25 protein-coding genes and 1 tRNA gene are annotated in these 19,762 nt (G+C 70.4%); 18 read left to right on the forward strand and 8 right to left on the reverse strand.

Annotation, left to right across the window (positions count from 1 at the left end; genetic code table 11):
* Positions 1–185 precede the first annotated feature (185 nt).
* Complete coding sequence (locus tag WFK95_RS04610; RefSeq protein ID WP_224647049.1) at positions 186–887, forward strand: MspA family porin; 702 nt, start codon at positions 186–188, stop codon at positions 885–887.
* 196 nt (positions 888–1,083) lie between these two features.
* Positions 1,084–1,371 (forward strand): hypothetical protein, encoded by a 288-nt coding sequence (locus WFK95_RS04615; protein ID WP_336669992.1) that lies wholly within the window; start codon positions 1,084–1,086, stop codon positions 1,369–1,371.
* Between the two features lie 161 nt (positions 1,372–1,532).
* On the opposite strand, the gene mscL is transcribed toward WFK95_RS04615, so the two are convergent.
* Complete coding sequence (gene mscL, locus WFK95_RS04620) at positions 1,533–1,988, reverse strand: large-conductance mechanosensitive channel protein MscL (protein WP_224647046.1); 456 nt, start codon at positions 1,986–1,988, stop codon at positions 1,533–1,535.
* 69 nt (positions 1,989–2,057) lie between these two features.
* Here mscL and WFK95_RS04625 point away from each other — a divergent pair, with 69 nt between their 5' ends.
* Positions 2,058–2,582 (forward strand): hypothetical protein, encoded by a 525-nt coding sequence (locus WFK95_RS04625; protein ID WP_336669993.1) that lies wholly within the window; start codon positions 2,058–2,060, stop codon positions 2,580–2,582.
* A gap of 11 nt (positions 2,583–2,593) precedes the next feature.
* A complete protein-coding gene (locus WFK95_RS04630) occupies positions 2,594–3,580 on the forward strand; it encodes a PrsW family intramembrane metalloprotease (RefSeq protein ID WP_336669994.1) in 987 nt (328 codons plus the stop codon).
* A gap of 2 nt (positions 3,581–3,582) precedes the next feature.
* On the opposite strand, the gene WFK95_RS04635 is transcribed toward WFK95_RS04630, so the two are convergent.
* The 3 genes from WFK95_RS04635 to WFK95_RS04645 form a co-directional block, all read right to left on the reverse strand.
* Positions 3,583–4,215 (reverse strand): SAF domain-containing protein, encoded by a 633-nt coding sequence (locus WFK95_RS04635; protein ID WP_224647041.1) that lies wholly within the window; start codon positions 4,213–4,215, stop codon positions 3,583–3,585.
* Between the two features lie 89 nt (positions 4,216–4,304).
* The gene (locus tag WFK95_RS04640; RefSeq protein WP_336669995.1) at positions 4,305–5,108 is read right to left on the reverse strand and encodes an acyl-CoA thioesterase; all 804 of its coding nucleotides are present in this window, start codon (positions 5,106–5,108) and stop codon (positions 4,305–4,307) included.
* The gene (locus tag WFK95_RS04645; RefSeq protein ID WP_224647037.1) at positions 5,105–5,359 is read right to left on the reverse strand and encodes an FmdB family zinc ribbon protein; all 255 of its coding nucleotides are present in this window, start codon (positions 5,357–5,359) and stop codon (positions 5,105–5,107) included. The genes WFK95_RS04640 and WFK95_RS04645 overlap by 4 nt, the downstream gene beginning before the upstream one ends.
* 73 nt (positions 5,360–5,432) lie before the next feature.
* Here WFK95_RS04645 and WFK95_RS04650 point away from each other — a divergent pair, with 73 nt between their 5' ends.
* On the forward strand, positions 5,433–5,984 hold the full coding sequence (locus WFK95_RS04650; protein WP_224647035.1) for a TetR/AcrR family transcriptional regulator: 552 nt from the start codon (positions 5,433–5,435) through the stop codon (positions 5,982–5,984).
* 72 nt (positions 5,985–6,056) lie between these two features.
* On the opposite strand, the gene WFK95_RS04655 is transcribed toward WFK95_RS04650, so the two are convergent.
* On the reverse strand, positions 6,057–6,587 hold the full coding sequence (locus WFK95_RS04655; protein ID WP_336669996.1) for a 5-formyltetrahydrofolate cyclo-ligase: 531 nt from the start codon (positions 6,585–6,587) through the stop codon (positions 6,057–6,059).
* A gap of 60 nt (positions 6,588–6,647) precedes the next feature.
* Between WFK95_RS04655 and WFK95_RS04660 the strand changes: the two genes are divergently transcribed.
* The 5 genes from WFK95_RS04660 (at position 6,648) to WFK95_RS04680 (ending at position 10,949) form a co-directional block, all read left to right on the forward strand.
* On the forward strand, positions 6,648–7,550 hold the full coding sequence (locus WFK95_RS04660; protein WP_224647032.1) for a UTP--glucose-1-phosphate uridylyltransferase: 903 nt from the start codon (positions 6,648–6,650) through the stop codon (positions 7,548–7,550).
* A gap of 20 nt (positions 7,551–7,570) precedes the next feature.
* Positions 7,571–8,812 carry a molybdotransferase-like divisome protein Glp gene (gene glp / locus WFK95_RS04665; RefSeq protein WP_224647030.1) on the forward strand — a complete coding sequence of 414 codons (1,242 nt, stop codon included), beginning with the start codon at positions 7,571–7,573 and terminating at the stop codon, positions 8,810–8,812.
* 5 nt (positions 8,813–8,817) lie between these two features.
* Positions 8,818–9,447, forward strand: a complete 630-nt coding sequence (locus tag WFK95_RS04670; RefSeq protein ID WP_336669997.1) for a GNAT family N-acetyltransferase — start codon at positions 8,818–8,820, stop codon at positions 9,445–9,447.
* A gap of 142 nt (positions 9,448–9,589) precedes the next feature.
* Complete coding sequence (gene sepX / locus WFK95_RS04675; RefSeq protein ID WP_336669998.1) at positions 9,590–10,834, forward strand: divisome protein SepX/GlpR; 1,245 nt, start codon at positions 9,590–9,592, stop codon at positions 10,832–10,834.
* A 42-nt stretch (positions 10,835–10,876) separates the two neighbouring features.
* Positions 10,877–10,949 (forward strand) — tRNA-Ala (locus WFK95_RS04680).
* A gap of 56 nt (positions 10,950–11,005) precedes the next feature.
* On the opposite strand, the gene WFK95_RS04685 is transcribed toward WFK95_RS04680, so the two are convergent.
* Positions 11,006–12,046 (reverse strand): Lrp/AsnC family transcriptional regulator, encoded by a 1,041-nt coding sequence (locus WFK95_RS04685; RefSeq protein WP_336669999.1) that lies wholly within the window; start codon positions 12,044–12,046, stop codon positions 11,006–11,008.
* A gap of 146 nt (positions 12,047–12,192) precedes the next feature.
* Here WFK95_RS04685 and WFK95_RS04690 point away from each other — a divergent pair, with 146 nt between their 5' ends.
* The 4 genes from WFK95_RS04690 (at position 12,193) to WFK95_RS04705 (ending at position 15,495) form a co-directional block, all read left to right on the forward strand.
* Entirely contained in the window at positions 12,193–13,416 is a 1,224-nt protein-coding gene (locus WFK95_RS04690; RefSeq protein ID WP_336670000.1) for an MFS transporter, read from the forward strand.
* Entirely contained in the window at positions 13,413–14,828 is a 1,416-nt protein-coding gene (locus tag WFK95_RS04695) for an amidase (protein WP_224647020.1), read from the forward strand. The genes WFK95_RS04690 and WFK95_RS04695 overlap by 4 nt, the downstream gene beginning before the upstream one ends.
* Positions 14,829–14,942: 114 nt before the next feature.
* Positions 14,943–15,281: a DUF1801 domain-containing protein gene (locus tag WFK95_RS04700; RefSeq protein WP_336670001.1), complete on the forward strand. Its 339-nt coding sequence runs from the start codon at positions 14,943–14,945 to the stop codon at positions 15,279–15,281.
* 16 nt (positions 15,282–15,297) lie between these two features.
* Positions 15,298–15,495: a hypothetical protein gene (locus WFK95_RS04705; protein ID WP_336670002.1), complete on the forward strand. Its 198-nt coding sequence runs from the start codon at positions 15,298–15,300 to the stop codon at positions 15,493–15,495.
* A 6-nt stretch (positions 15,496–15,501) separates the two neighbouring features.
* Here WFK95_RS04705 and WFK95_RS04710 read toward each other — a convergent pair whose 3' ends face one another.
* Both WFK95_RS04710 and WFK95_RS04715 read right to left on the reverse strand, forming a co-directional pair.
* Entirely contained in the window at positions 15,502–16,278 is a 777-nt protein-coding gene (locus WFK95_RS04710) for a dioxygenase family protein (RefSeq protein ID WP_336670003.1), read from the reverse strand.
* A 29-nt stretch (positions 16,279–16,307) separates the two neighbouring features.
* Complete coding sequence (locus tag WFK95_RS04715) at positions 16,308–16,643, reverse strand: winged helix-turn-helix transcriptional regulator (RefSeq protein WP_336670004.1); 336 nt, start codon at positions 16,641–16,643, stop codon at positions 16,308–16,310.
* 101 nt (positions 16,644–16,744) lie between these two features.
* Here WFK95_RS04715 and WFK95_RS04720 point away from each other — a divergent pair, with 101 nt between their 5' ends.
* The 4 genes from WFK95_RS04720 (at position 16,745) to WFK95_RS04735 (ending at position 19,742) form a co-directional block, all read left to right on the forward strand.
* Complete coding sequence (locus WFK95_RS04720; RefSeq protein ID WP_224647011.1) at positions 16,745–17,176, forward strand: DoxX family protein; 432 nt, start codon at positions 16,745–16,747, stop codon at positions 17,174–17,176.
* A complete protein-coding gene (locus tag WFK95_RS04725; RefSeq protein ID WP_224647009.1) occupies positions 17,173–17,814 on the forward strand; it encodes an NAD(P)-dependent oxidoreductase in 642 nt (213 codons plus the stop codon). Before WFK95_RS04720 ends, WFK95_RS04725 begins: the two co-directional genes overlap by 4 nt.
* A gap of 62 nt (positions 17,815–17,876) precedes the next feature.
* Positions 17,877–18,650 carry a lysophospholipid acyltransferase family protein gene (locus tag WFK95_RS04730; RefSeq protein WP_224647007.1) on the forward strand — a complete coding sequence of 258 codons (774 nt, stop codon included), beginning with the start codon at positions 17,877–17,879 and terminating at the stop codon, positions 18,648–18,650.
* A gap of 75 nt (positions 18,651–18,725) precedes the next feature.
* Complete coding sequence (locus WFK95_RS04735) at positions 18,726–19,742, forward strand: hypothetical protein (protein ID WP_224647005.1); 1,017 nt, start codon at positions 18,726–18,728, stop codon at positions 19,740–19,742.
* The last annotated feature ends 20 nt before the right edge of the window (positions 19,743–19,762 follow it).

The raw sequence follows: 19,762 nt of genomic DNA on the forward strand, positions 1-19,762 counted from the left end.
ATTGGGGCGGGCGATCCGTCGTTTGCGGCCCGAAACCCTCCGGAGTCCTCAGAAAGTGCCTATTCTGTTACAGCTTCCCGTCAGTGTTAACTCAGCGTTTCCACGGGCGGTTTGGGCGTTTTTCGGCTGGTAGCTTCCTCTCAATCGTCGGCGAAGCTCAGCCGGCGTACGAAAGGACTGGGTACATGACCCCGAGAATCTCCCTCGCTGCGGCGGCGCTCGCCACGGCAGGCGCCGTGACCGCTGCGCTGCTCGTGCCCGCTACGGCTAGCGCCGATACTGTCATCCCGCTGCGGAACGCCTCGCAGACGGTGAAGGCGGGATCCGGCTCGATCACCGTCTCCGTCACCGGGCAGCGCGCCAAGCTGTCGCCCGGCATGGTTGCACTGCCCACCACGCGCAATGCCTGGGTGTCGGGAACGGTCAGCGTCAAGGTGAACGGCGCCGATGCCGACGGCGGCTCGATCGAGGCGGGGTACGCCGTGGGCTGCCAGATCGATGTCGGAACGGCCGGCGTCGAAGCCGGTGTCGAGGCGGCGTCCGGCGCCTCGGTCGGCTTCAACGGCCCGACGATCGAACCCTCGGTGACGGGTTCGACCGGCGCGTCCCTCTCGCTCGCGGCGGGTTCGATCGGTACACAGTCGCTGACGTACGACCGTTCGACCTGGCCGAAGCCGGGCGACGAGATCGACCCGGACTGGGCGGCACCGTCCACCAGCTTCGACTTCACCGGCTCGAGTGGCAGCTTCGCCTACAGCGACCAGACGATCGGCGTGGACGGCTGCGCCGGCTACGCGCAGGCCCGCCTGTACGTGATCGTCCGCGCCCAGGTCGGCGACAGCAAGGGCCGCGTGATCCTCTGGGGCGATCGCTTCACCCTCGGCTGATGTGAGCCGACGGCACCGTCGGACCGGAAACGAAAGCCGGCCCCCCGCGTGGGGAGGCCGGCTTTCGTCTTGATGCCAGATGCGCTTGGTCTGAAAGTGCGCACACCACGATGACCGTGAGTTCACGATCTCATCGCAGGCGAGCAGATGAGAGCTAAGATAGCGCTGGTAATTACTCATGCTGCGGAGGTGTTTGATGAAGAAGGCGCTGATCTCATCGGGACTCGCTATCGTGCTGGCAGTTTGTGGCGGTGTGGGCGCAACGCCAGCAGCGAACGCCAGCGGCCCGTGCACTCTCAAGAAGATGGTGACTGGCCATTGGGAGGCCTCCACGGCGTCTCCTTCCACCACTTTGTGGCCGGGCACGAAGGTCGACGTAAGCATGTTTACGGAGACCAACAGCGAAGGCACGTGGACTCCCCTGGTTGACGGTGCGTTCAAGCACTACGTTCTCGACTTCTGGGAGTTCGGTAGCTGTGAGTAGCGTCGCCCGATGTGTCAGGGGATTCTCGTTGGTCCGACTTGGGGATGGCTGAGTTTGATGCGGTTGCCGTGGAGTCGAACGAGAGCCGACGGCACCGTCGGACCGGAAACGAAAGCCGGCCTCCCCGCGTGGGGGAGGCCGGATTTCGGTTGTAGCTGGGCCTAGATCTGCGGCTTCTGCGAGGGGAACTGGCCCGTGGGCGGAAGCTCGGTGACCGAGTGCGCGCCGCCCTGCGGCTGCGCGGCCTGCGCGGCGAGCAGGTCGCGGATCTCGACGAGCACGTCCACCTCGTCCTCACCGGCGGTGCTCCCGCTGCGCTTCTTGAGCGCCTCGTACGGCAGGATCAGGATGAAGTACACGACGGCCGCGACGAGGATGAAGTTGATCGCCGCCGTGATCACCGCGCCGAAGTCGACGATGGTCTTGTCGTTGCCGCTGACGATCTGCCACGCGAGGCCCTGCACGTCCTTGCCGCCGCCGATCGAGGCGATGAGCGGCTGCACGATGTTCTCGGTGAACGCGGTGACGATCGCGGTGAACGCGGCACCGACGACAACGGCGACCGCGAGGTCCAGCACGTTGCCCTTGAGGAGGAAGTCCTTGAATCCCTTGAGCATGATCGAGTGTCCTTCGTGAGGTTGTAACGCCAGTGACGCGTGATGCAATTTCGGACTTATGCTAGCCGTATGAATCGAATCCGCGCAGTGGACGCGGGCGTTTCGGCCGGTGTGATCTTGGCCGTCGGCGGCCTCGCCGCGGGGTGGTTCGGGATCGAACGCGCCGTGCCCACGCCGCACACGCCCGTCGCCGACCAGCCCTATCGCGTCGGAAACGAGTACGCCGGAGTCGATTTCCGCGCACCGTCGGGCTGGGAGAAGGTGCCGTCCGGCCGGGCCGACGTCGCGCGCTTCACCCACGCCACCGGCAGCTCGCTGTCCGTGCGCCTGACAACCGGCATGACCGACTTCGACACCGCCGCCCCGCGCCGCCTGCGCGAGTTCGAAGCCGGCGGCGTCGACGCGCGCTTCACCGGCGAGCTCCGCGGCGCCGACTTCACGGGCCGCAGCTGCACCGCCACCGGCGGCGGCCGGTCGGGGGAGTGCGCCGTGGTCGGCCGGGACGCACTGCTGGTCACGGTGCTCACGCTGCGCCCGCCCGACGGTGCCGTGCCCGACCTGACCGCGCTCGTCCAGTCGATGCGGGAGGTCTGATGCGCGCGCGGATGACCACGATCTCCTTGTGGGTGTTCGCGGCCGGCCTGGTGTGCGGCGGCTACGTGCTCGCGCGCGACATGGTGCCGCGGCTCGCCGAGTCCGGCACCGCCATCGCCGTGGCGCTGCCGATCATCGTGCTCGCGGCCGCCGCGATCGCGGTGATCATCTGGGCGCTCGATCGCTCCCACGCCCAGGTCCGCAGCGCCTGGGCGCTCGCCTTCGCCTGGGGAGCGATCGGCGCGTGCGGCCTGTCGCTGCAGATCAACGGCTTCGCCTCCGACGCCGTGAGCGACGTCCTCGACGATCCCGGCGCCACCGTCTGGGGCGCGGCCCTCGTCGGCCCGCTCGACGAGGAGACGATCAAGGGCGCCGGCGTCGCCTTGCTGCTGGTGATGTTCCGCGACCGGCTGCGCCGGCCCCTGCAGATCTTCGCCGTCGGCGCCTTCGCGGGCCTCGGCTTCCAGGTGGTGGAGAACCTCACCTACGCGATGACCTTCGCGCTGCGCGACGCCCAGTCCGACGCCGCCGGCGCGCTCACCGTGACGCTGCTCCGCGCGCTCTTCGGCTTCCAGTCGCACTGGGTGTACACCGGCTTCTTCGCGCTCGGCCTCGCGCTGCTGCGCAGCCGCCCCGCGCTGGCCGCCCTGGCAGTGGCGCTCTCCTACCTGATGCACTTCTGGTGGAACGCGCCCAGCGGCGACAACCCGATGATCGCCTTCGCGCTGATCCTCCTCAAGTGCGCCGTCACCCTGACCCTGCTCGGCGGCGCCTGGTGGTGGATGATCCTCGAGCAGCGACGGTGGCTGCAGGGCGCCATCACCACGCCCGAGGCGGCGAAACTCGCCCCGCCCGCCGAACTCGCCACGCTGCCCACCCGGGCCCAGCGCCGCGCCGGCGAGCAGTACCTGCGCTACTACTACGGCCCCGCCGCGGCGGACGTCGCGCGGGAGCGGCAGACGTGGCTGATCCGCGAGCTCACCTACCGCGTCGGCTGACCTCACCGGAAGACCACCGACAGAGGGGAACTGAGCGCCGCGGCCGCCACGGCGTGCGCCTCCGACTCCGACATCGCGAGCATCGCCGTGCGGGCCTGCTGCCGCGTGGCCTGCGGCGCCGCGGCCACGGCCACCGTCGCCGAGCGGGCCAGCACCGCGGGGGAGTCGTCCTTGCGCTGCGCCACCACGTCGACCACGTCGCCCGCGCGGAGCAGGTCCATCGTGGCCGCGTCCTGCAGCGAGACCGGGACCAGCCGCGATCCGGGCCGGATGTACCCGGCGGTGCGGTCGGTGAGCACGCGGCGGCCCGTGAGGATCTCGCCCGCGCCGACGGGCCCCGTCACCGACCGGCCGACGGCATCGTCGGGACCGGTGAGCGCGTCCTGCGGCGCGAGCTCCGCGGGCACGGTGCGCACCGCCAGGTCCTCGACGGTGAGCCGGCCGCCCGGCCCCAGCTCCCGCGCGGCCACCAGCACCTGCGCCTGCGGGCCACTCGGGCGGCTGGTGACGGCCACGATCAGCGCGAGCACGGCCAGCGCCGCCGCGGCCGCCCGCCGGGCAGTCAGCGTGCGTGCCCAGCCGGGCCGCAGCGCAGCCCGGATCCGTTCCGCCCCGGTCGGCTGCAAGGAGTCCATGCCCGGAGGCTACGACGGTGCCGCGCCCCGGCACCGTCGGAAACGAGGCGCCTGTGGATAACCCCGAACCTGTGGAGAACGCCTGAAGATCAGGCCTGCGGATCCTTGTAGTAGACGATCTGATGCGTGGTCGCGAGCAGCGCGCCGTTCCGGCCCCAGACCTGGCCGTACTGATCGAAATGGCCGTGCCCGAAGCGGGCCGCGCGGGCGGTGGCGAGCAAGTAGTCGTCGGACTGCTGCTCGAGTTCCGCGGGGCTCGCGTGGAAGTAGGTCGTCAGCGAGATGGTGCCCGCCGGGACGTACGTGCCGCGGCGCAGGAAGATCCGCGGGAAGAACGAGTCGGAGATCGAGGCCAGCGCCGGGTAGTCCAGGGCGCGCGCCGGCTTGTCGCGCAGCCACATGGTGGTCGTCGACGCGTCCTGCGGGCCGTCCATCTCCAGGCTGCCCGCGACGAAGCGGGTCTCGTAATTCTTCGCCCACTCGACGAACTCCGGCATGGACAGCTCGGCGTGGTCCTCCGGCGCCCCGACCTCGGGGAAGGGCGTCTCGGTGTCGCTCCAGGTGTCGCGGCGGGTGCCGAACACCGCGGTACCGGAGGCGACGGCACCGTCGTCCTGGCTGATTACGTACGTGAAGTGCTGGTTGGTGCGGTTCGTGCGGAGCACGGTGATCGCGACGTCCCAGGCGCCGTCCTTGATGGGCGCGGCGAAGTTGAGCGTGAGGCTCAGCGGGTGGCCCTGCGCCTCGGGGTGCGCCTGCAGCGCCGCGACGACGGTGGCGGCGGTGATCCCGCCGAACGGGCCGACCATGTTGTTGTAGGCCGGGTGCGTCTGCGCGCGGAAACCGCCGGCGATCGGCTCGACGGCCGTCGCCTCGTCGAAGACGTGCGTCACGAGCTGGTGGCCTTGTCGACCTTCGCCGCCGTGTCCGACTTCTTCTCCGGCTTGGCCGTCGTATCGGCCTTGGAGCTGCGGGAATCGGTGCGGTAGAAGCCGCTGCCCTTGAAGACGACGCCCACGGAGTTGAACAGCTTCCGGAGCGGGCCGCCGCAGTTGGGGCACACGGTCAACGGATCGTCGGAGAAGGACTGGACGGCGTCGAAGGCCTCGCCGCACTCCTTGCACTGATACGAATAGGTAGGCACCTCGCGATTCTACCCCTCGATTTAGCACTCCTGCGATTCGAGTGCCAAGGATGTGAGCGGATACGATACCGCTATGACGGTTCCCTCACCTGCGCGGCGGATCGTGGACGCGGCACGTGAGGTGATCGCCGCGAACGGCATCCCCGGCGTCAGCATGGACCAGGTGGCCAAGCAGGCGCACGTGTCCCGCAGCACGCTGTACCGGATCTTCCCCAACCGCGACCAGCTGATCGCCCGCGTCGTCGCGATCGAGATCCGCACCCTGCGCCGCAAGCTCGACAAGACCATCGTCGGGTACACGCCGCAGCAGACGCTGGTCGAGGTGTTCGTGCTCAGCATCGAACAGGCCGAGTCGAACATGGCCGTGTCCAAGGTGCTGGCCGCCGAGCCCGAGTACTTCCTGCGCATCCCGCGCGGCGTGTGGGACCTGCTCATCCAGGGCATCGTGATCCGCCTGCGCAACACCGGCGCCGAGCAGGACTACGCCGAGCTCTGCTCCGTCGTGGACCTGATGCTGCGGATCACGGGGTCGCTGCTGTCCAACTCGCCCACCGGCCTGGACATCAGCGACACCGCCGCCCTGCGCGTCTACGGCGAGAAGTACATCTCCCGCCTGCTGGTGTGACCGGCGCCGTGAATCCACGGCTCACAGCGTCACGAAGCCGGATTCGGCCTCCTGACGCTCTCAGCCGTGGATTCACGACGCGAAGTCGACCAACCCCGACGGGGTCAGCGCCGCGTGCACCGGCACATCCGTGGGCTCCGACGGCAGCGAGTCCACCAGCTCGTCGTCGTAGACCACCGCGATCAGCCGTGGGCCGGGCCGCAGGGAGCGGTCGTAGTAGCCGGCTCCCCGCCCGAGTCGTACCCCCTCCCGCGAGCAGCCCAACGCCGGCAGCAGCACCGTCGCCGCAGAGGCCACGGCATCGGCGCCCAGCCGCGGCCCCGCCGGTTCGAGGAGTCCGAAGGGGCCGGGGACGAGTGAGCCCGACCACGCCCAGTCGAGCGGGCCCGGCTCCGGCGGGGTCACCGGCAGCAGCACCCTCCTGTCGAGGACGAAGCCGGGCTCGGAACCCACCGGCACGTACGCCGCGACCGTCTCACCCAGGTCCAATGCGGCCAGAACGGACGTCAACGCCGCCGCGGCCTCCGCCCGCTGAGCGTCCGTCAGAGCGGCGCGACCGCGCCGGAATCGCGCGCGCCACGCGGTCTTGGACTCAGTGCTCATGCGGCGAACTCACAGCCACTCGGATCGTTACCGTCACGTGACCTAGCCTAAGGTGAGGGAATGAGCAACGCGCCGTCCATTCCGAAGACCGCGATCGTCCCCGCTGCAGGCCTCGGTACCCGTTTCCTCCCCGCGACGAAGACGGTGCCGAAGGAGCTGCTCCCGGTGGTCGACACCCCCGGCATCGAGCTGGTGGCCGAGGAGGCCGCGGCCGCCGGTGCGGAGCGGCTCTGCATCGTCACCAGCCCCGGTAAGGACGGCGTGGTCGCCCACTTCGTCGAGGACCTCGTCCTCGAGGGCACGCTGGAGAAGCGCGGCAAGACCGCGATGCTCGACAAGGTGCGCCGCGCCCCGAACCTGATCCACGCCGAGGCCGTCATCCAGGAGAAGCCGCTGGGCCTGGGGCACGCCGTGTCCTGCGTCGAGCCGGTCCTCGACGACGACGAGGACGCCGTCGCCGTCCTGCTACCCGACGACCTGGTGCTGCCCATCGGCGTGCTCACGACGATGGCGAAGGTCCGCGAGAAGCGCGGCGGCTCCGTGCTGTGCGCGATCGAGGTCAGCCCGGAGCAGATCAGCAGCTACGGCGCCTTCGACGTCGAGATCGTGCCCGACGCCGCCAACCCGGACGTGCTCAAGGTCAACGGCATGGTCGAGAAGCCCAAGGCCGAGGACGCCCCGTCGAACTACGCGGCGGCCGGCCGATACCTGCTGGACCGGGCGATCTTCGACGCGCTGCGCCGCATCGACAAGGGCGCCGGCGGCGAGATCCAGCTGACCGACGCCATCGCGCTGCTCATCAGCGAGGGGCATCCGGTGCACGTGGTCGTGCACCGCGGAACCCGACACGACCTCGGAAATCCCGGGGGCTACCTCAAGGCTGCGGTTGACTTGGCGTTGGACCGCGACGACTACGGTCCCGACCTGCGCGACTGGCTGCAGGATCGCCTGAACCGAGACTGACGCTGTAGGAGGCCGAGAGCATGCGCTCCGTGGAGGACCATCTGGCACGGGTCACGGCGGCGGCGGTGGCGCCGCGGCCGGTGCGCGTGGGTATCTCCGAGGCGCAGGGCCTGATGTGCGCGGAGGAAGTGGTCGTCGAGAACGCCCTCCCCGCGTTCGACCAGGCCGCGATCGACGGGTACGCCGTGCGCTCCGTCGACGTGGCGAGCGCCGGCGAGACCGACGAGGAGACCGGCGAGCAGATCGTCGTCTCGCTGCCGGTCGTCGGCGAGGTCCGCGCGGGCAACCGCCAGCCGATCCGGCTGCAGCCGGGCCAGGCCGTCAAGGTCGAGACCGGCGCGCCGCTGCCCACGCTCGCCGACGCCGTCCTGCCCGACAAGTGGACCGACGGTGGCCTGTCGAAAGTCCGTGTCGGACATGCGGTCCGGTCCGGGCAGTACGTCCGTCGCACGGGCGACGACGTGCAGCCGGGCGACGTAGCCGTGCGCCGCGGCACCGTCGTGGGGCCCGCGCAGGTGGGCCTGCTCGCCGCCGTCGGGCGCGACAAGGTCTCCGTGCACCCGCGGCCCCGTGTCGCCGTGATCTCCGTGGGCCGCGAGCTCGTCGACGTCGACCGCGACACCGGTGCCGGCCAGGTCTACGACGTGGCCTCCTACGCGCTGGCCGCCGCCGCCCGCGACTGCGGCGCCGAGGTGCACCGCGTCGGCATCGTCACCACCGACGGGGTGCGCGAGGCCGTCGAGGCGCAGCTGCAGCGCTCCGAGGTCGTGATCGTGACCTCCGCGCTCGGCGGCAGCGCCTCCGACGACATCACAGCCGCCCTGGCCGAGCTCGGCGACCTCGCGGTGGAGCGCATCGCGATGCACCCCGCGTCGGTCCAGGGCTTCGGCACTCTCGGCGACGATCAGGTGCCCACCTTCCTGCTGCCCTCGAACCCGATGAGCGCGCTCGTCGCCTTCGAGGTGATGGTGCGGCCGCTGATCCGCATCGCGCTCGGCAAGCGGCAGCCGATGCGGCGCCTGGTGACGGCCAAGAGCGCCGCGTCCCACCAGTCGCCGGCCGGCCGCCGCGAGTACGTGCGCGGCCAGCTCATGCGCGACGAGGACAGCGGCGAGTTCATGGTCGCCCCGATCCCCGACAACGGCTCCCACCTGTTGGTGAGCCTGGCCGAGGCGAACTGCCTCATCGTCGTGGACCCGGAGGTCACCGAGGTCCGGGCGGGCGACGACGTGGTCGTCGCCTTCCTCGCCCAGCGCGGCTGACGTCGGTGTTCGGAGCGAGCTGGCAGGTCGAACTCGGGCCCCTCACCACCCCCGCGGGCGTCGTGCGGCTGCGGCCCATCCGCGCCCGCGACGGCCGGCAGTGGTCGCGGCTGCGGCTGCTGAACCGGGCGGAACTGGAGCCCTGGGAACCGTCGGGCGAGGTGAACTGGCAACGGCGGCACGCGGCCTCGCAGTGGACGCCGCTGTGCGCCTCCCTGCGCTCGCAGGCCAGGTCCGGGACGATCGTCCCGCTCGTCATCGAGGTCGACGGTGCCTACGCCGGCCAGATCACCATCGGGAACATCACGCGCGGGCAGCTGCAGAGCGCGTGGGTCGGGTACTGGGTGGATCGGCGGGTGACCGGCCGCGGGGTGGCCACGGCCGCGGTCGCGCTCGCCGTCGACCACTGCTTCGGCGCGCTGCGCCTGCATCGCGTGGACGCGACGGTGCGCCCGGAGAACGCCGGATCGCGCGCCGTGCTGCGGAATTCGGGCTTCCGCGAGGAGGGCCTGCTGCGCCGGTACCTGCACGTCGACGGTGCCTGGCGCGACCATCTGCTGGTCGCGATCACGGCCGAGGAGGTCGCGGATTCGATGGTCGCGCGGGTGGTCCGGTCGGGGCGTGCCCGGTTCTGACTCGTGTGACTGAAGTGACTGTTTGAGATTTTTGGGGTTTGGCTACGGCGCGTCGGGCGCGCTGATTCACCACGGTGAAATAGCCTTCAAGGCGACTTACACGGATGTGATCCGTGCTCGCTGATTGCCGGAGGGAGCCGACATGATCCCGCAGACACTGCTCTGGGTGGGGCTGATCGTCGCGTGGCTGGTGGTGCTCGTTCCGATGCTCGCGGCGCGGCACCCCAAGGTGAACCAGGTGTCCGACGCGACACTGAAGACCCGGCTGCTGCACCGCGGCGGTTCCGCCGGCCGCGCTGTGCGGCGCCGCATCCGCCCGGCGGCCACCGTCGTCGAGGAGCCGCGCGGCGAGGCCGACGCGGACGCCGAGCTCGGGGACGACGAGATCGTCGAGGACGGCCGGATCGTGCTCGGCAAGACCTCCGACTCCGCGGCCGAGGACACCGGCGACGAGGACGCGGAGGCGCACGCCTACGTCGACTCCGACGTCGACGATCTGCACGGATCCAGCCCGATGGACGGCGACACCACCCCGATCCACACCGTCGAGCGGGCCGCGATGGCCAAGCGCACGAAGGTCGTCGACCTCGACCACCTCGACGTCGACGCCCCCGAGGCGACCGACGAGGCCGCCGCGCCCGAGGCCGCGCCGATCGTCCGCCGCGTGACCGCACCCGCCGCCGAGGCAGTCGTCGAGCCCGAGGCCGACATCGACGCGGACGCCGACATCGACGTCGAAGCCGACATCGAGGCCGACGAGGCCGCGGAGTACGACGACGTCGATGACGTGGCCGCGGACGAGCAGCTGACGGAGGAGATCGCCCCGGTCTCCCGCCCGGTGGCCGAGGACGCCGACGACGAGCTGGACGACGCCGAGTACGAGGGCGAGTACGCCGACGAGGCCCGCGACGCCGAGCCGCGCCGCCGCCGCGGCGGCTACGACCCCGAGAACGACGCCCGGATCACCGAGGCGCGGTTCCGGTTCCGCCAGCGGGTCACGCTGGTCCTGGGCGTGCTCGCCGTGGTCGCGCTCGGCGCGGGCCTGATGAACGTGCCCTTCGCCTGGTACGGCCTCGGCGCCGTCGTGCTCGCGCTGGTGGCCTACCTCGCCTACCTGCGCCGGACGGTGCGGATCGAGACCGAGATCCGTCGGCGCCGGATGGCCCGGCTGGAGCGGGCCCGCCGCGAGCGCGCCCGCGAGGCCGAGGTGCGCGACGGCGTGCCGGCGCACCTGCGCCGCGGCGGCTGCATCGTCATGGAGATCGACGACGAGGACCCCGCCTTCGACCACCTGCCGCGCTACCGCGCCGAGGAGTTCGACTTCCTCGATCGCCCCGCCGATCGGCCCGCTGACGTGCGGGAACCGTACGAGCGCAAGGTCGGTTAACAGTTTCGCCGCGGGGCTTGCTAAGGTATTCGAGTTCCGCAAGGGGCTATAGCGCAGTTGGTAGCGCGCCTCGTTCGCATCGAGGAGGTCAGGGGTTCGATTCCCCTTAGCTCCACAGAGGGAGAACCCCTCCGACCACGGTCGGAGGGGTTCTTTCGTATCCGCGGTCGGTCACGTCGGGCGGTCGGCCAGGTGGGCGTAGTCGAAGAGGTCGACGTCGGGAGCCAGGGCGTCGTCGGCGACCCGCCCGTCGGGCCCGAGGTAGCGCCCGAACCGCTTGAGGGAGCGCACGGAGTAGTCGATGCGGTCGATGTGCAGATCCGGGACGGCGGCCTCGAGACGCGCGACCACCATGTCGGCGTCCGCGATCGACCGTCCCCAGAACTGGAGCAGGAACGGGCTCGCCCCACTGACACCCGCCACGAGCCGGGCGCCCGGCATCCGGCAGGCGACTCCGATCAGGCTGCGCCAGCGGGCGGTCCACCGGATCGACAGGAAGAAACCCGATTCCATGCCGAGAGTCTCGCGGCTCACGTCGCAGCGGGTGCTGAGCATCCGGTTCTCGAGCAGTTCCGGAAGGCGGCGGCGCACCGTCCGGTCGGAGAGCCCTGTCGCGGTGGCCAGTTCCGTGTAGGTCGCGCGCCCGTCGCGCATGAGAGCGCGGAACAGTCGGATGTCCGTCTCGGACGGCCGCGCGACATCGCCCGTCTCGCGTGCGCGCCAGATCGTCGGGTGCTCCTGGTCGACGGGGCCGGCCAGTTTGGGTTGCCACACGGTCCCGTCGTGCATGACTGATCGGCAGAGCTGGAGGTGGACGTCCATCACCCCGTCGATCTCGGCGATCTCGGTGGCGGTCGCCTCGATCCCGCGGAGCGACGTCGCGGCGACGCCGGCGAGGAAGGTCCGTTCGCCGTCGAGCTGGTCGACCCAGTAGGTCGCGGGATGCGCGGTGATCGTGGCCCCGACGTGCCGCCGTCGGCGCGGGGAAACAGTGATCCAGACGTATCCCGTCACCGGAAGCAGTTGCGCGGGATACGCAGTGATCCAGGCGTACCCGTCGGTGACCAGACGATTCCAGCGCCGCGACGCCGTGGTGCCGCTGATGCCGAGCGCGCCTCCGATGTCCGTCCAGGGGGCGCGTGGCCTGGCCTGGAGCTCCGCTACCAGTAATTGATCGTCGTCCGCGAGCACGTCGTGACCGGAATTCGCCACGACCGGGCCGTCTGCGCCGTATATCAGCGCGGCGACTCGATCGATCGCTCCGCTCCATACGCTCTGCTCCACCCACTGAGTATGACGGCGATCACACGCCGGACCTGAACCGGGAGACCGATTTGCACCCCATCACTCGCACTACCGTGATCCTGCTGTTCACGGTCTGGTGCATCGACTACATCGACCGATCGGTGATCGGCGTCGCGCTGCCGCTGATCGGCAAGGATCTCGGCCTGGAGAAGGGCCAGCTCGGCCTCGTGATCTCGGTCTTCTTCCTCGCCTACGCCGCGGCGCAGCTCCCCGGCGGCATGCTGGCCGACAAGTTCGGCGCGATGCGGATAGCCGTGATCGGGCTCATCGCCTGGTCGATCTTCACCGGCCTCACGGCGCTGGCGACCTCTTTCGTCACCCTGATCGCGATCCGGATCCTGTTCGGTCTGGCGCAGGGGATCTTCCCCGGCGCGGCGATGAAGTTGCTCGCGGAGCGATCGCTGCCCGATGAGCGGATGACCGCCAACGGCTGGGTCAACAGCTCCAATGCGATCGGCGTCGTGATGGCGATGATCGTGGCCGCGATCCTGCTGCCGCTCGTCGGCTGGCGCGGCATGTTCCTCGTCATCTCGATCTTCGGCATCGTCATCACTTTCGTCTTCATCAAGGGCATGCCCGCCCCGATGCACGACGTGCCCGCGAACGACGTCGCCAAGGGCCGCACCGCCGCGTTGCTCCGCACCCCCGCCATGTGGTGGTTCGCCCTGGCCTTCTTCGGCTACGACATCCTGATCTGGGGCTGGAACGCCTGGACCGCGACGTATCTGCAGGAGGAGTTCGCGCTCTCCCCGTCGGCCTCGGCGCTGCTGGCCCTGCCGCCGGGCCTGGCCGCCGCGTTGATGATCGTGCTGGCGGGCCGCTACTCGGACCGGATCGGCGGCAACCCGATCCGGCTCATCGTGCCCGGCATGACGATCGCCGGCCTGCTGGTGATCAGTCTGCCCTTCATGCCTAACGTCTTCACCTACGTCGCCGCGACCACGCTCATCGTCGGCCTCGCGTCCTCTGCCTACATCGGATCGTTCAGCATCCCGATCAAGCAGCTCGACCCGAAGGTCACCGGCATCGCCGCCGGGATGATCCTGCTCGGCGGCATGATCGCGGGTGTGCTCTCACCCACGATCGTCGGCTTCCTCGCGCAGAACTCCGGCTGGACCGCGGCCTGGATGTTCCTCGGCCTCGGCGCGGTGGTCTCCGTGATCGCCGCCTACGCCGCTCCCCGCAACGCCGAGGCGTTCCGGGCCCGCGTCCCCTCGTCCCTGCTCTACCACGCTCCAGCCACTGATGTTGTTCCCGGAAAGGACCTCGCCAAGTGAACCGCGACCTCTGCTACCTGCCCGCCACCGAACTCCTCGAGTTGTTCCGCTCGCGCGAGGTGTCCCCGGTCGAGGTGCTCCGCGCCCAGCTCGAGCGGGCCGACGAGGGCGACGCCCTCCTCTGCTCCCTGGTCGAGCGCATGGACGACTGGGCGTTGGAGCGCGCCTGCGAATCCGAACGACGGTACGCCGACGGGACCGCTCTGCCGTTGGACGGGATCACCGTGGCCACCAAGGAGAAGCACGCCATCGCCGGTTACCGGGTGACCGAAGGGTCGCTCGCGTGGGAGGGCTACTCCGCGCCCGAGGACCATCCCGTGATCGAGCGGCTCCGCGCCGCCGGCGCCGTGTTCCACGCCCGCACCTCCACGCCGGAGTTCTCCATCGCGACGTACACCCACACCAAGAAGTGGGGCATCACCCGCAACCCGTGGAACCCGGACTTCTCGCCCGGCGGCTCGTCCGGCGGTGCGGGGGCCGCGGTCGCGGCCGGTTTCACCACGCTGGCCACCGTCTCCGACATCGGCGGATCCACCCGCGGCCCGGCCTGTTTCAGCGCTGCAGTCGGATACAAGGCGCCCTACGGCCGCGTGCCGGGCGCCGGCCCCATGACGCTCGACTACTACCGCGGCGACGGCGTCATGGGCCGCACGGTGGCCGACACGCTGCTGGCGACGAACCTCGTCGTCGGGCAGCATCGCCTGGACCAGACGTCGTTGCCGACGGTGACCATCTCCGACGATCGTGACGTGCGCGGCATGCGGATCGCGTTCTCACCGGACCTCGGTGGTTTCGCCGTCGACCCCGAGGTCGTCGCGAACGCTCGGGCCACCGCGAACGCGCTCGCCGAGGCCGGCGCGATCGTTGAGGAGGTTCGATTCGGCTGGAACATCGACGATCTGCGGGTCGGCACCGCCGGCCACTTCGCGCAGATGGTCGCGTCGCTGATGAACAGCATCGTCGGCGACCGGACCGCGCTGATGAACGACTACGCCCGCAACTTCCTCGATCTGGCGAGCATCGCCCGCGAGCACATGACGATGTTCGACGCCGTCCGCGCCGAGTACAACCTCATGCAGGGTCTCGCCGACGCGATGGACGGCTACGACGCCTTGATCTGCCCCACGAGCGCAGCCGTGGGCTTTCCCGCCGGCGACACCATGGCCGACGGAATCGAGATCAACGGCACCGTCGTCCCCTGGACCGAGGGCCTGTTGACCATGCCGTTCAACGTCAACAACCGCTGCCCGGTGCTCGCGATGCCCAGCGGCTTCGCCGCCAACGGCATGCCCACGGGCGTGCAGGTCGTCGGGCATCCGTACGACGACGACACCGTCTTCGCCGTCGGCCGGGCGCTCGAGGAGCTGCGCGGCAATCCGTTCGCGGAGCGCCGACCCGCGACCGGCGGATAGCGACGTCCGAGTCGGGGAGACGTGAGTCGGGCGGGGCCGGTGCATTCGGCCCCGCCCGATCACCTCGTGCGGGGTACCGTGAGTCGTCGATCCACGCCGAGGAGGCCCACCGTCATGTTCACCAAGAAGGGCGACGCCGCCGTTCTCGCGAAGCTCCGCGCCATGCCCGCGCCGTACGCCGAGATCGGGGAGCGCGTGCACGCCATCATCCGCGAGAATGCGCCCGGGTTGGAGCCCGTCGTGCGCTGGGGCCTGCCGTTCTACGTCGGCGGCGGCGAGGACGTCTGCTACATCAAGCCCGGAGACACGTACGTGGCCTTCGGATTCGGCGAGACGGTGAACCCCGCCTTCGAGGAGGGCGCCACCATGCACCCCATCGTCTGGAACATCACCGCCCTCGACGCCGAGACCGAGGCGCGGATCGCGGCCCTGGTCGCGAAGGCCGTCGCCTGACGGCGCACCGTCGACGATGACCCCGCTCGAGCAGCTGCGGCGCTGGGAGGACTCCGGCGGCACCTGGACGGTCCTGCGCCGCACCGATGAGAGGGCCGTCGTCGCCCTGCTGCGCTGCGACGGTGGCGAGATCGTCGACCGCCTCGAGTCCGACGATGCCGCCCTCCTGGCCTACGTCGCCGGGGCGGCCGACGGGGCGGCCGACGGGGCCTGACGCTCGTCAGGCCGCGACGATGCTGCGCTTGGCCAGCCCCATCCAGAAGCCGTCGATCGGCTCTTCGGGCGCGGCCTCGGGATCCGTCGCCGCGCCGAGCGTGACGAACAGCGGTGAGAAGTGCTCGATCCGCGGGTGCGCGTAGGGCATCCCCGGCGCCTCCTCGCGGAACCGCATGAGCCCGTCCACATCCCCGGCGGCGAACCGCTCGTGCGCCCACGCGTCGAACTCGACCGACCAGCCGGGCGCGACGGCGTCGGCGCTCGGGTCGGTGAGGAAGGGCAGGCCGTGGGTGGTGAACCCGGAGCCGATGATCATCACGCCCTCCTCGCGGAGCTCCGCGAGCCGCCGACCCAGCCCGAACAGCGCCTCCGGCTCGAGCGTGGGGAGCGAGACCTGCAGCGTCGGGATGTCGGCGTCCGGGTACATCACCGTGAGCGGCACGTACGCGCCGTGGTCCAGCCGGCGCTGCGAGTCCCGGTGCACGGGTTGGTCGTCGGGCGCCATGGCCGCGACCCGGTCCGCCAGGTCGGGCGCGCCGGGGGAGGGGTAGACGGTGCGGTAGTACCGCTCGGGGAAGCCGCCGAAGTCGTAGGTGAGCGGGACACGGGAATCGGTGGCGCCCACGGTGAGCGGCGCGGCCTCCCAGTGCGCGGAGACCACGAGGATCTGCTCCGGACGAGGCAGGTCGGCGGCGAGGCGCTGCAGCTGCGCGACCCATCGCTCGTCGTCGACGAGCGGCGGTGCGCCGTGGCTGAGGAACAGCGCGGGCATGGTGGTCATGAGTTCCCTCCCGGAGGGGTCGAGGAGTGTCAGGGCAGCCGCGGCGCGGCCATCGCCGTCTGCACGGACTCGGCGAGCCGTAGTACGGCGTCGGCCACGCCGGCTCCCGCGGGGGTGAGTCGGTACTCGGTGTGCGGGGGATTGGTGCCGGCGGAGTAGCGGCTCACCAGCCCGTCGCCGACGAGGTCCCGCAGGGTCTGGGTGAGCATCCGGTCGCTGATGCCCTCGACCTGGCGGCGGATCTCGCTGAAGCGTTGCGGCTCCGAGCGCAGGCGCCCGAGGACGAGCGCGCCCCACCGTCCGGTGACGTGGGCGAACACCTCTCGCGAGGGGCAGTCCTTGGCGAAGACGTCGAAATCAGCCATGGCGGAAAACCTTACACGTACGGAATTATTGCGCTTACGTTTCGTCTGTGCTTCCATGGTAGCGACAAACGCTTGAAGCTTCAACCATCTTAGGAGATCTCATGGTCAAGAAACTGGTCGCCACCCAGTTCACGCTTCTCACGCTCGCCCGGGTCATCCTCGGCGTCGTCTTCTTCGCCCACGGCTGGCAGAAGGTCGTCACCAACGGCCTCAGCGGCACCGCCGGCGCCTTCGAGAAGATGGGCGTCCCGGCGCCCACCCTGTCGGCCTGGTTCGCCGGTCTCGCCGAGCTGCTGGGCGGTGCTCTCCTCATCGTCGGCTTCGCCGTCCCGATCGTCGCGATCGTGCTGATCATCGACATGCTCGGCGCCATCTTCACGGTGCACATCGACAACGGCTTCTTCGCCACCGGTGGCGGCATCGAGCTGCCGCTCGTGCTGATCGCCGGCCTGCTCGCCGTCGCCGCCGTCCCGCAGACCTCGCTGGGCGTCGACGCGCTGCTGCTCAAGAAGAAGCTGGAGGGCGCCAAGTGAGGATCACCGTCTTCGGCGCGTCCGGCTACTCCGGCGGCCACATCACCACTGAGGCCCTGAGCCGCGGCATCGAGGTCGTCGGCGTCGCCCGCGACGTCGCCAAGGTCCCGGCCGGCGCCACCGCCGAGGCCGGCGACGTGACCGACGCGGCCTTCGTGGCCCGCGCGGTCGAGGGCGCGGCCGTCATCGTCTCCGCCCTGCCGACCGCGGCACCGTCGGGCGACGGCACCGAGCTGCGCACCGCTGTGGAGGGACTGGTCGCCGCCGCACGCAGCACCGGCGCCCGCCTCGGCGTGGTCGGCGGCGCCGGCAGCCTGCTCGTCGCCGAGGGCGGACCCAAGCTGGTCGACACCCCGTCGTTCCCCGACGAGGTCAAGCCGATCGCCCAGGAGCACGACCGCGCGCTGGACTACCTGCGCACCGTCGACGACGTGGACTGGTTCTACCTCAGCCCCGCCGCGAGCTACGGCTCCTTCAACCCCGGCGAGAAGCGCGGCACCTTCCGCACGAGCGGCGACCTGCTGCTCACCGACGCCGACGGCAACTCCGAGATCTCCGGCGCCGACTACGCGATCGCGTTCGTCGACGAGATCCTCACCCCCGCGCACGAGCGGGAGCGGTTCTCGGTCGCCTACTGATCCGACGCGGCCCGCGCCGCGCCGTCGTATCCTCGCTGCAGGAACCAACTGCAGGGGGTGTGATGGCGCGGCGCGAACCCGTCTATCAGGTGGTCCTGATGCTCGCGAAAAGCATTGTGGGCGCACAGGGGCTGCGGGTGGAGTACCGCGGCCTGGAGAACATCCCTGCTACCGGCGGCGTGATCGTCGCGGTCAACCACACCAGCTACGTCGACTTCCTCGAATCGGGCCTCGCGATCAAGCGCACGGGCCGGTGGCCGCGGTACATGGTCAAGGCCGAGCTCCGCAAGGTGAAGATCATGGCCTTCATCATCAAGCACTGCGGGGCCATCGGCGTCGACCGCGAGCACGGCGCCGAGAGCTACCACGAGGCCGAGGCCGCCCTCGAGCGCGGCGAGGTGATCCTCCTGTACCCCGAGGCCACCATCAGCCGCAGTTTCGAGCTCAAGGAGCTCAAGTCCGGCGCCGCCCGCATGTCCATCGAGGCCGACGTGCCGATCGTGCCGATGGCCGTCTGGGGTACGCAACGCATCTGGTCCAAGGGCACGCAGCGCCGCATCGGCCGGCATCGCTTCCCCGTCGTCGTGGAGGTCGGTCCCGCCCTCCATCCCGACGGTGACGACCCCGTCGCCCTGACCGCCCGGCTGCGCGCCGCCATGGGGGAGACGCTGCTGGACGCGCAGCGCGGATTCCCCGCCCCGGCGGGCGAGGACTGGGTGCCGGCCAGGCTCGGCGGCGGCGCTCCGCCGCCCGACGAGGCGCTGCGGCTCGAGCAGGAGGAGTTCGCGCTCCGGAAGGCCAAGCGCGAGGCGAAGCGTCGGGCGAGCGAGGGCTGAGCCGCCACCTATGGTGTGCACCACCTGCGGTTGGTAGGTTCTCCCTGTTCGTTCATGAGCAAGTGGAGGAGACCCATGACGCAGCCGCCTAACTACCCTGGTGACAACCAGGGCGGCTACCCGCAGAACCCGCAGGATCCGCAGCAGGGCGGATACCAGCAGGGTGGCTACCCGCAGCAGCCCCCGCAGCAGCCGGGGTACGGGCAGGGCGGCTTCCCGCCCCCGCCCGCGGGAGGCTTCCCGCCGCCGCAGGACCCGGGGTACGGCCAGGGCGGCCAGGGCTTCCCGCCTCCGCAGGGTGGCCAGGGTTTTCCGCCTCCGCCGCAGGGCGGCTTCCCGCCTCCTCCCGGCGGCGGCTACGGCGCGCCGCAGTTCGGCGGCCAGCAGCCCTTCAACGTCGGTGACGCCTTCTCCTGGGCTTGGAACAAGTTCACCAAGAACGCTGCGGCGCTGATCGTCCCGATGCTGGCGTACGCCGTCGTGCTCGGCATCGCCGGCGCACTGTTCGGCTTCCTGTTCACCGCGACGCTGTCCGAGACCACGGTCAGCACCACGCAGTACGACTACGGAACCTCCGCCGAGATCACCGGTCAGCCGACGGGCCTGACGTGGGTCGTGGCGATCCTGGGAATCGGACTGATCGTGTTCCTCGCGATGCTGGTGCAGTCGGCGTACCTCTCCGGCCTCCTGGACATCGCCGACGGTCGCGAGGTGGCCATCGGATCGTTCTTCAAGCCGCGCAACTTCGGCGCGGCCGCCGTCGCGGCGCTGCTCGTGGCGCTCGCCGTCACCGTCGGCTACATCCTCTGCATCGTGCCGGGGATCGCGGCGGCCTTCCTGCTCGCGTACGCGGGTCACTTCGCGGTGGACCGCGGGCTGAGCGGCCCGGATGCGCTGAAGGCCAGCTTCGAGACGGTCAAGGGCAATGCCGGGAACTCGATCCTCACCACGCTGCTGGCGGGCATCGTCGGCGGCCTCGGCACCGCGCTCTGCTACGTCGGTGTCCTCGTCACCGGCCCGCTCGCGGCCCTGGTCCAGGTGTACGCCTACCGTCGCCTCTCCGGCGGCCAGGTGGCTCCGCCCACCCCCTAGGGAAACCGTCCTCACGGAAG

The organism is Tsukamurella sp. USMM236, from assembly GCF_037148755.1.
Taxonomy (GTDB): Bacteria; Actinomycetota; Actinomycetes; order Mycobacteriales; family Mycobacteriaceae; genus Tsukamurella.

What these genes read in the sequence shown, in the direction of transcription:
- WFK95_RS04610 (WP_224647049.1), top strand. Translation starts at nt 186, where the DNA reads ATGACCCCGAGAATCTCCCTCGCTGCGGCGGCGCTCGCCACGGCAGGC.
- sepX (WP_336669998.1), top strand. Translation starts at nt 9,590, where the DNA reads ATGATCCCGCAGACACTGCTCTGGGTGGGGCTGATCGTCGCGTGGCTG.
- glp (WP_224647030.1), top strand. Translation starts at nt 7,571, where the DNA reads ATGCGCTCCGTGGAGGACCATCTGGCACGGGTCACGGCGGCGGCGGTG.
- WFK95_RS04630 (WP_336669994.1), top strand. Translation starts at nt 2,594, where the DNA reads ATGACCACGATCTCCTTGTGGGTGTTCGCGGCCGGCCTGGTGTGCGGC.
- WFK95_RS04720 (WP_224647011.1), top strand. Translation starts at nt 16,745, where the DNA reads ATGGTCAAGAAACTGGTCGCCACCCAGTTCACGCTTCTCACGCTCGCC.
- WFK95_RS04650 (WP_224647035.1), top strand. Translation starts at nt 5,433, where the DNA reads ATGACGGTTCCCTCACCTGCGCGGCGGATCGTGGACGCGGCACGTGAG.
- WFK95_RS04730 (WP_224647007.1), top strand. Translation starts at nt 17,877, where the DNA reads ATGGCGCGGCGCGAACCCGTCTATCAGGTGGTCCTGATGCTCGCGAAA.
- WFK95_RS04700 (WP_336670001.1), top strand. Translation starts at nt 14,943, where the DNA reads ATGTTCACCAAGAAGGGCGACGCCGCCGTTCTCGCGAAGCTCCGCGCC.
- WFK95_RS04735 (WP_224647005.1), top strand. Translation starts at nt 18,726, where the DNA reads ATGACGCAGCCGCCTAACTACCCTGGTGACAACCAGGGCGGCTACCCG.
- WFK95_RS04615 (WP_336669992.1), top strand. Translation starts at nt 1,084, where the DNA reads ATGAAGAAGGCGCTGATCTCATCGGGACTCGCTATCGTGCTGGCAGTT.
- WFK95_RS04625 (WP_336669993.1), top strand. Translation starts at nt 2,058, where the DNA reads ATGAATCGAATCCGCGCAGTGGACGCGGGCGTTTCGGCCGGTGTGATC.
- mscL (WP_224647046.1), bottom strand. Translation starts at nt 1,988, where the DNA reads ATGCTCAAGGGATTCAAGGACTTCCTCCTCAAGGGCAACGTGCTGGAC.
- WFK95_RS04660 (WP_224647032.1), top strand. Translation starts at nt 6,648, where the DNA reads ATGAGCAACGCGCCGTCCATTCCGAAGACCGCGATCGTCCCCGCTGCA.
- WFK95_RS04635 (WP_224647041.1), bottom strand. Translation starts at nt 4,215, where the DNA reads ATGGACTCCTTGCAGCCGACCGGGGCGGAACGGATCCGGGCTGCGCTG.
- WFK95_RS04715 (WP_336670004.1), bottom strand. Translation starts at nt 16,643, where the DNA reads ATGGCTGATTTCGACGTCTTCGCCAAGGACTGCCCCTCGCGAGAGGTG.
- WFK95_RS04705 (WP_336670002.1), top strand. Translation starts at nt 15,298, where the DNA reads ATGACCCCGCTCGAGCAGCTGCGGCGCTGGGAGGACTCCGGCGGCACC.
- WFK95_RS04710 (WP_336670003.1), bottom strand. Translation starts at nt 16,278, where the DNA reads ATGACCACCATGCCCGCGCTGTTCCTCAGCCACGGCGCACCGCCGCTC.
- WFK95_RS04655 (WP_336669996.1), bottom strand. Translation starts at nt 6,587, where the DNA reads ATGAGCACTGAGTCCAAGACCGCGTGGCGCGCGCGATTCCGGCGCGGT.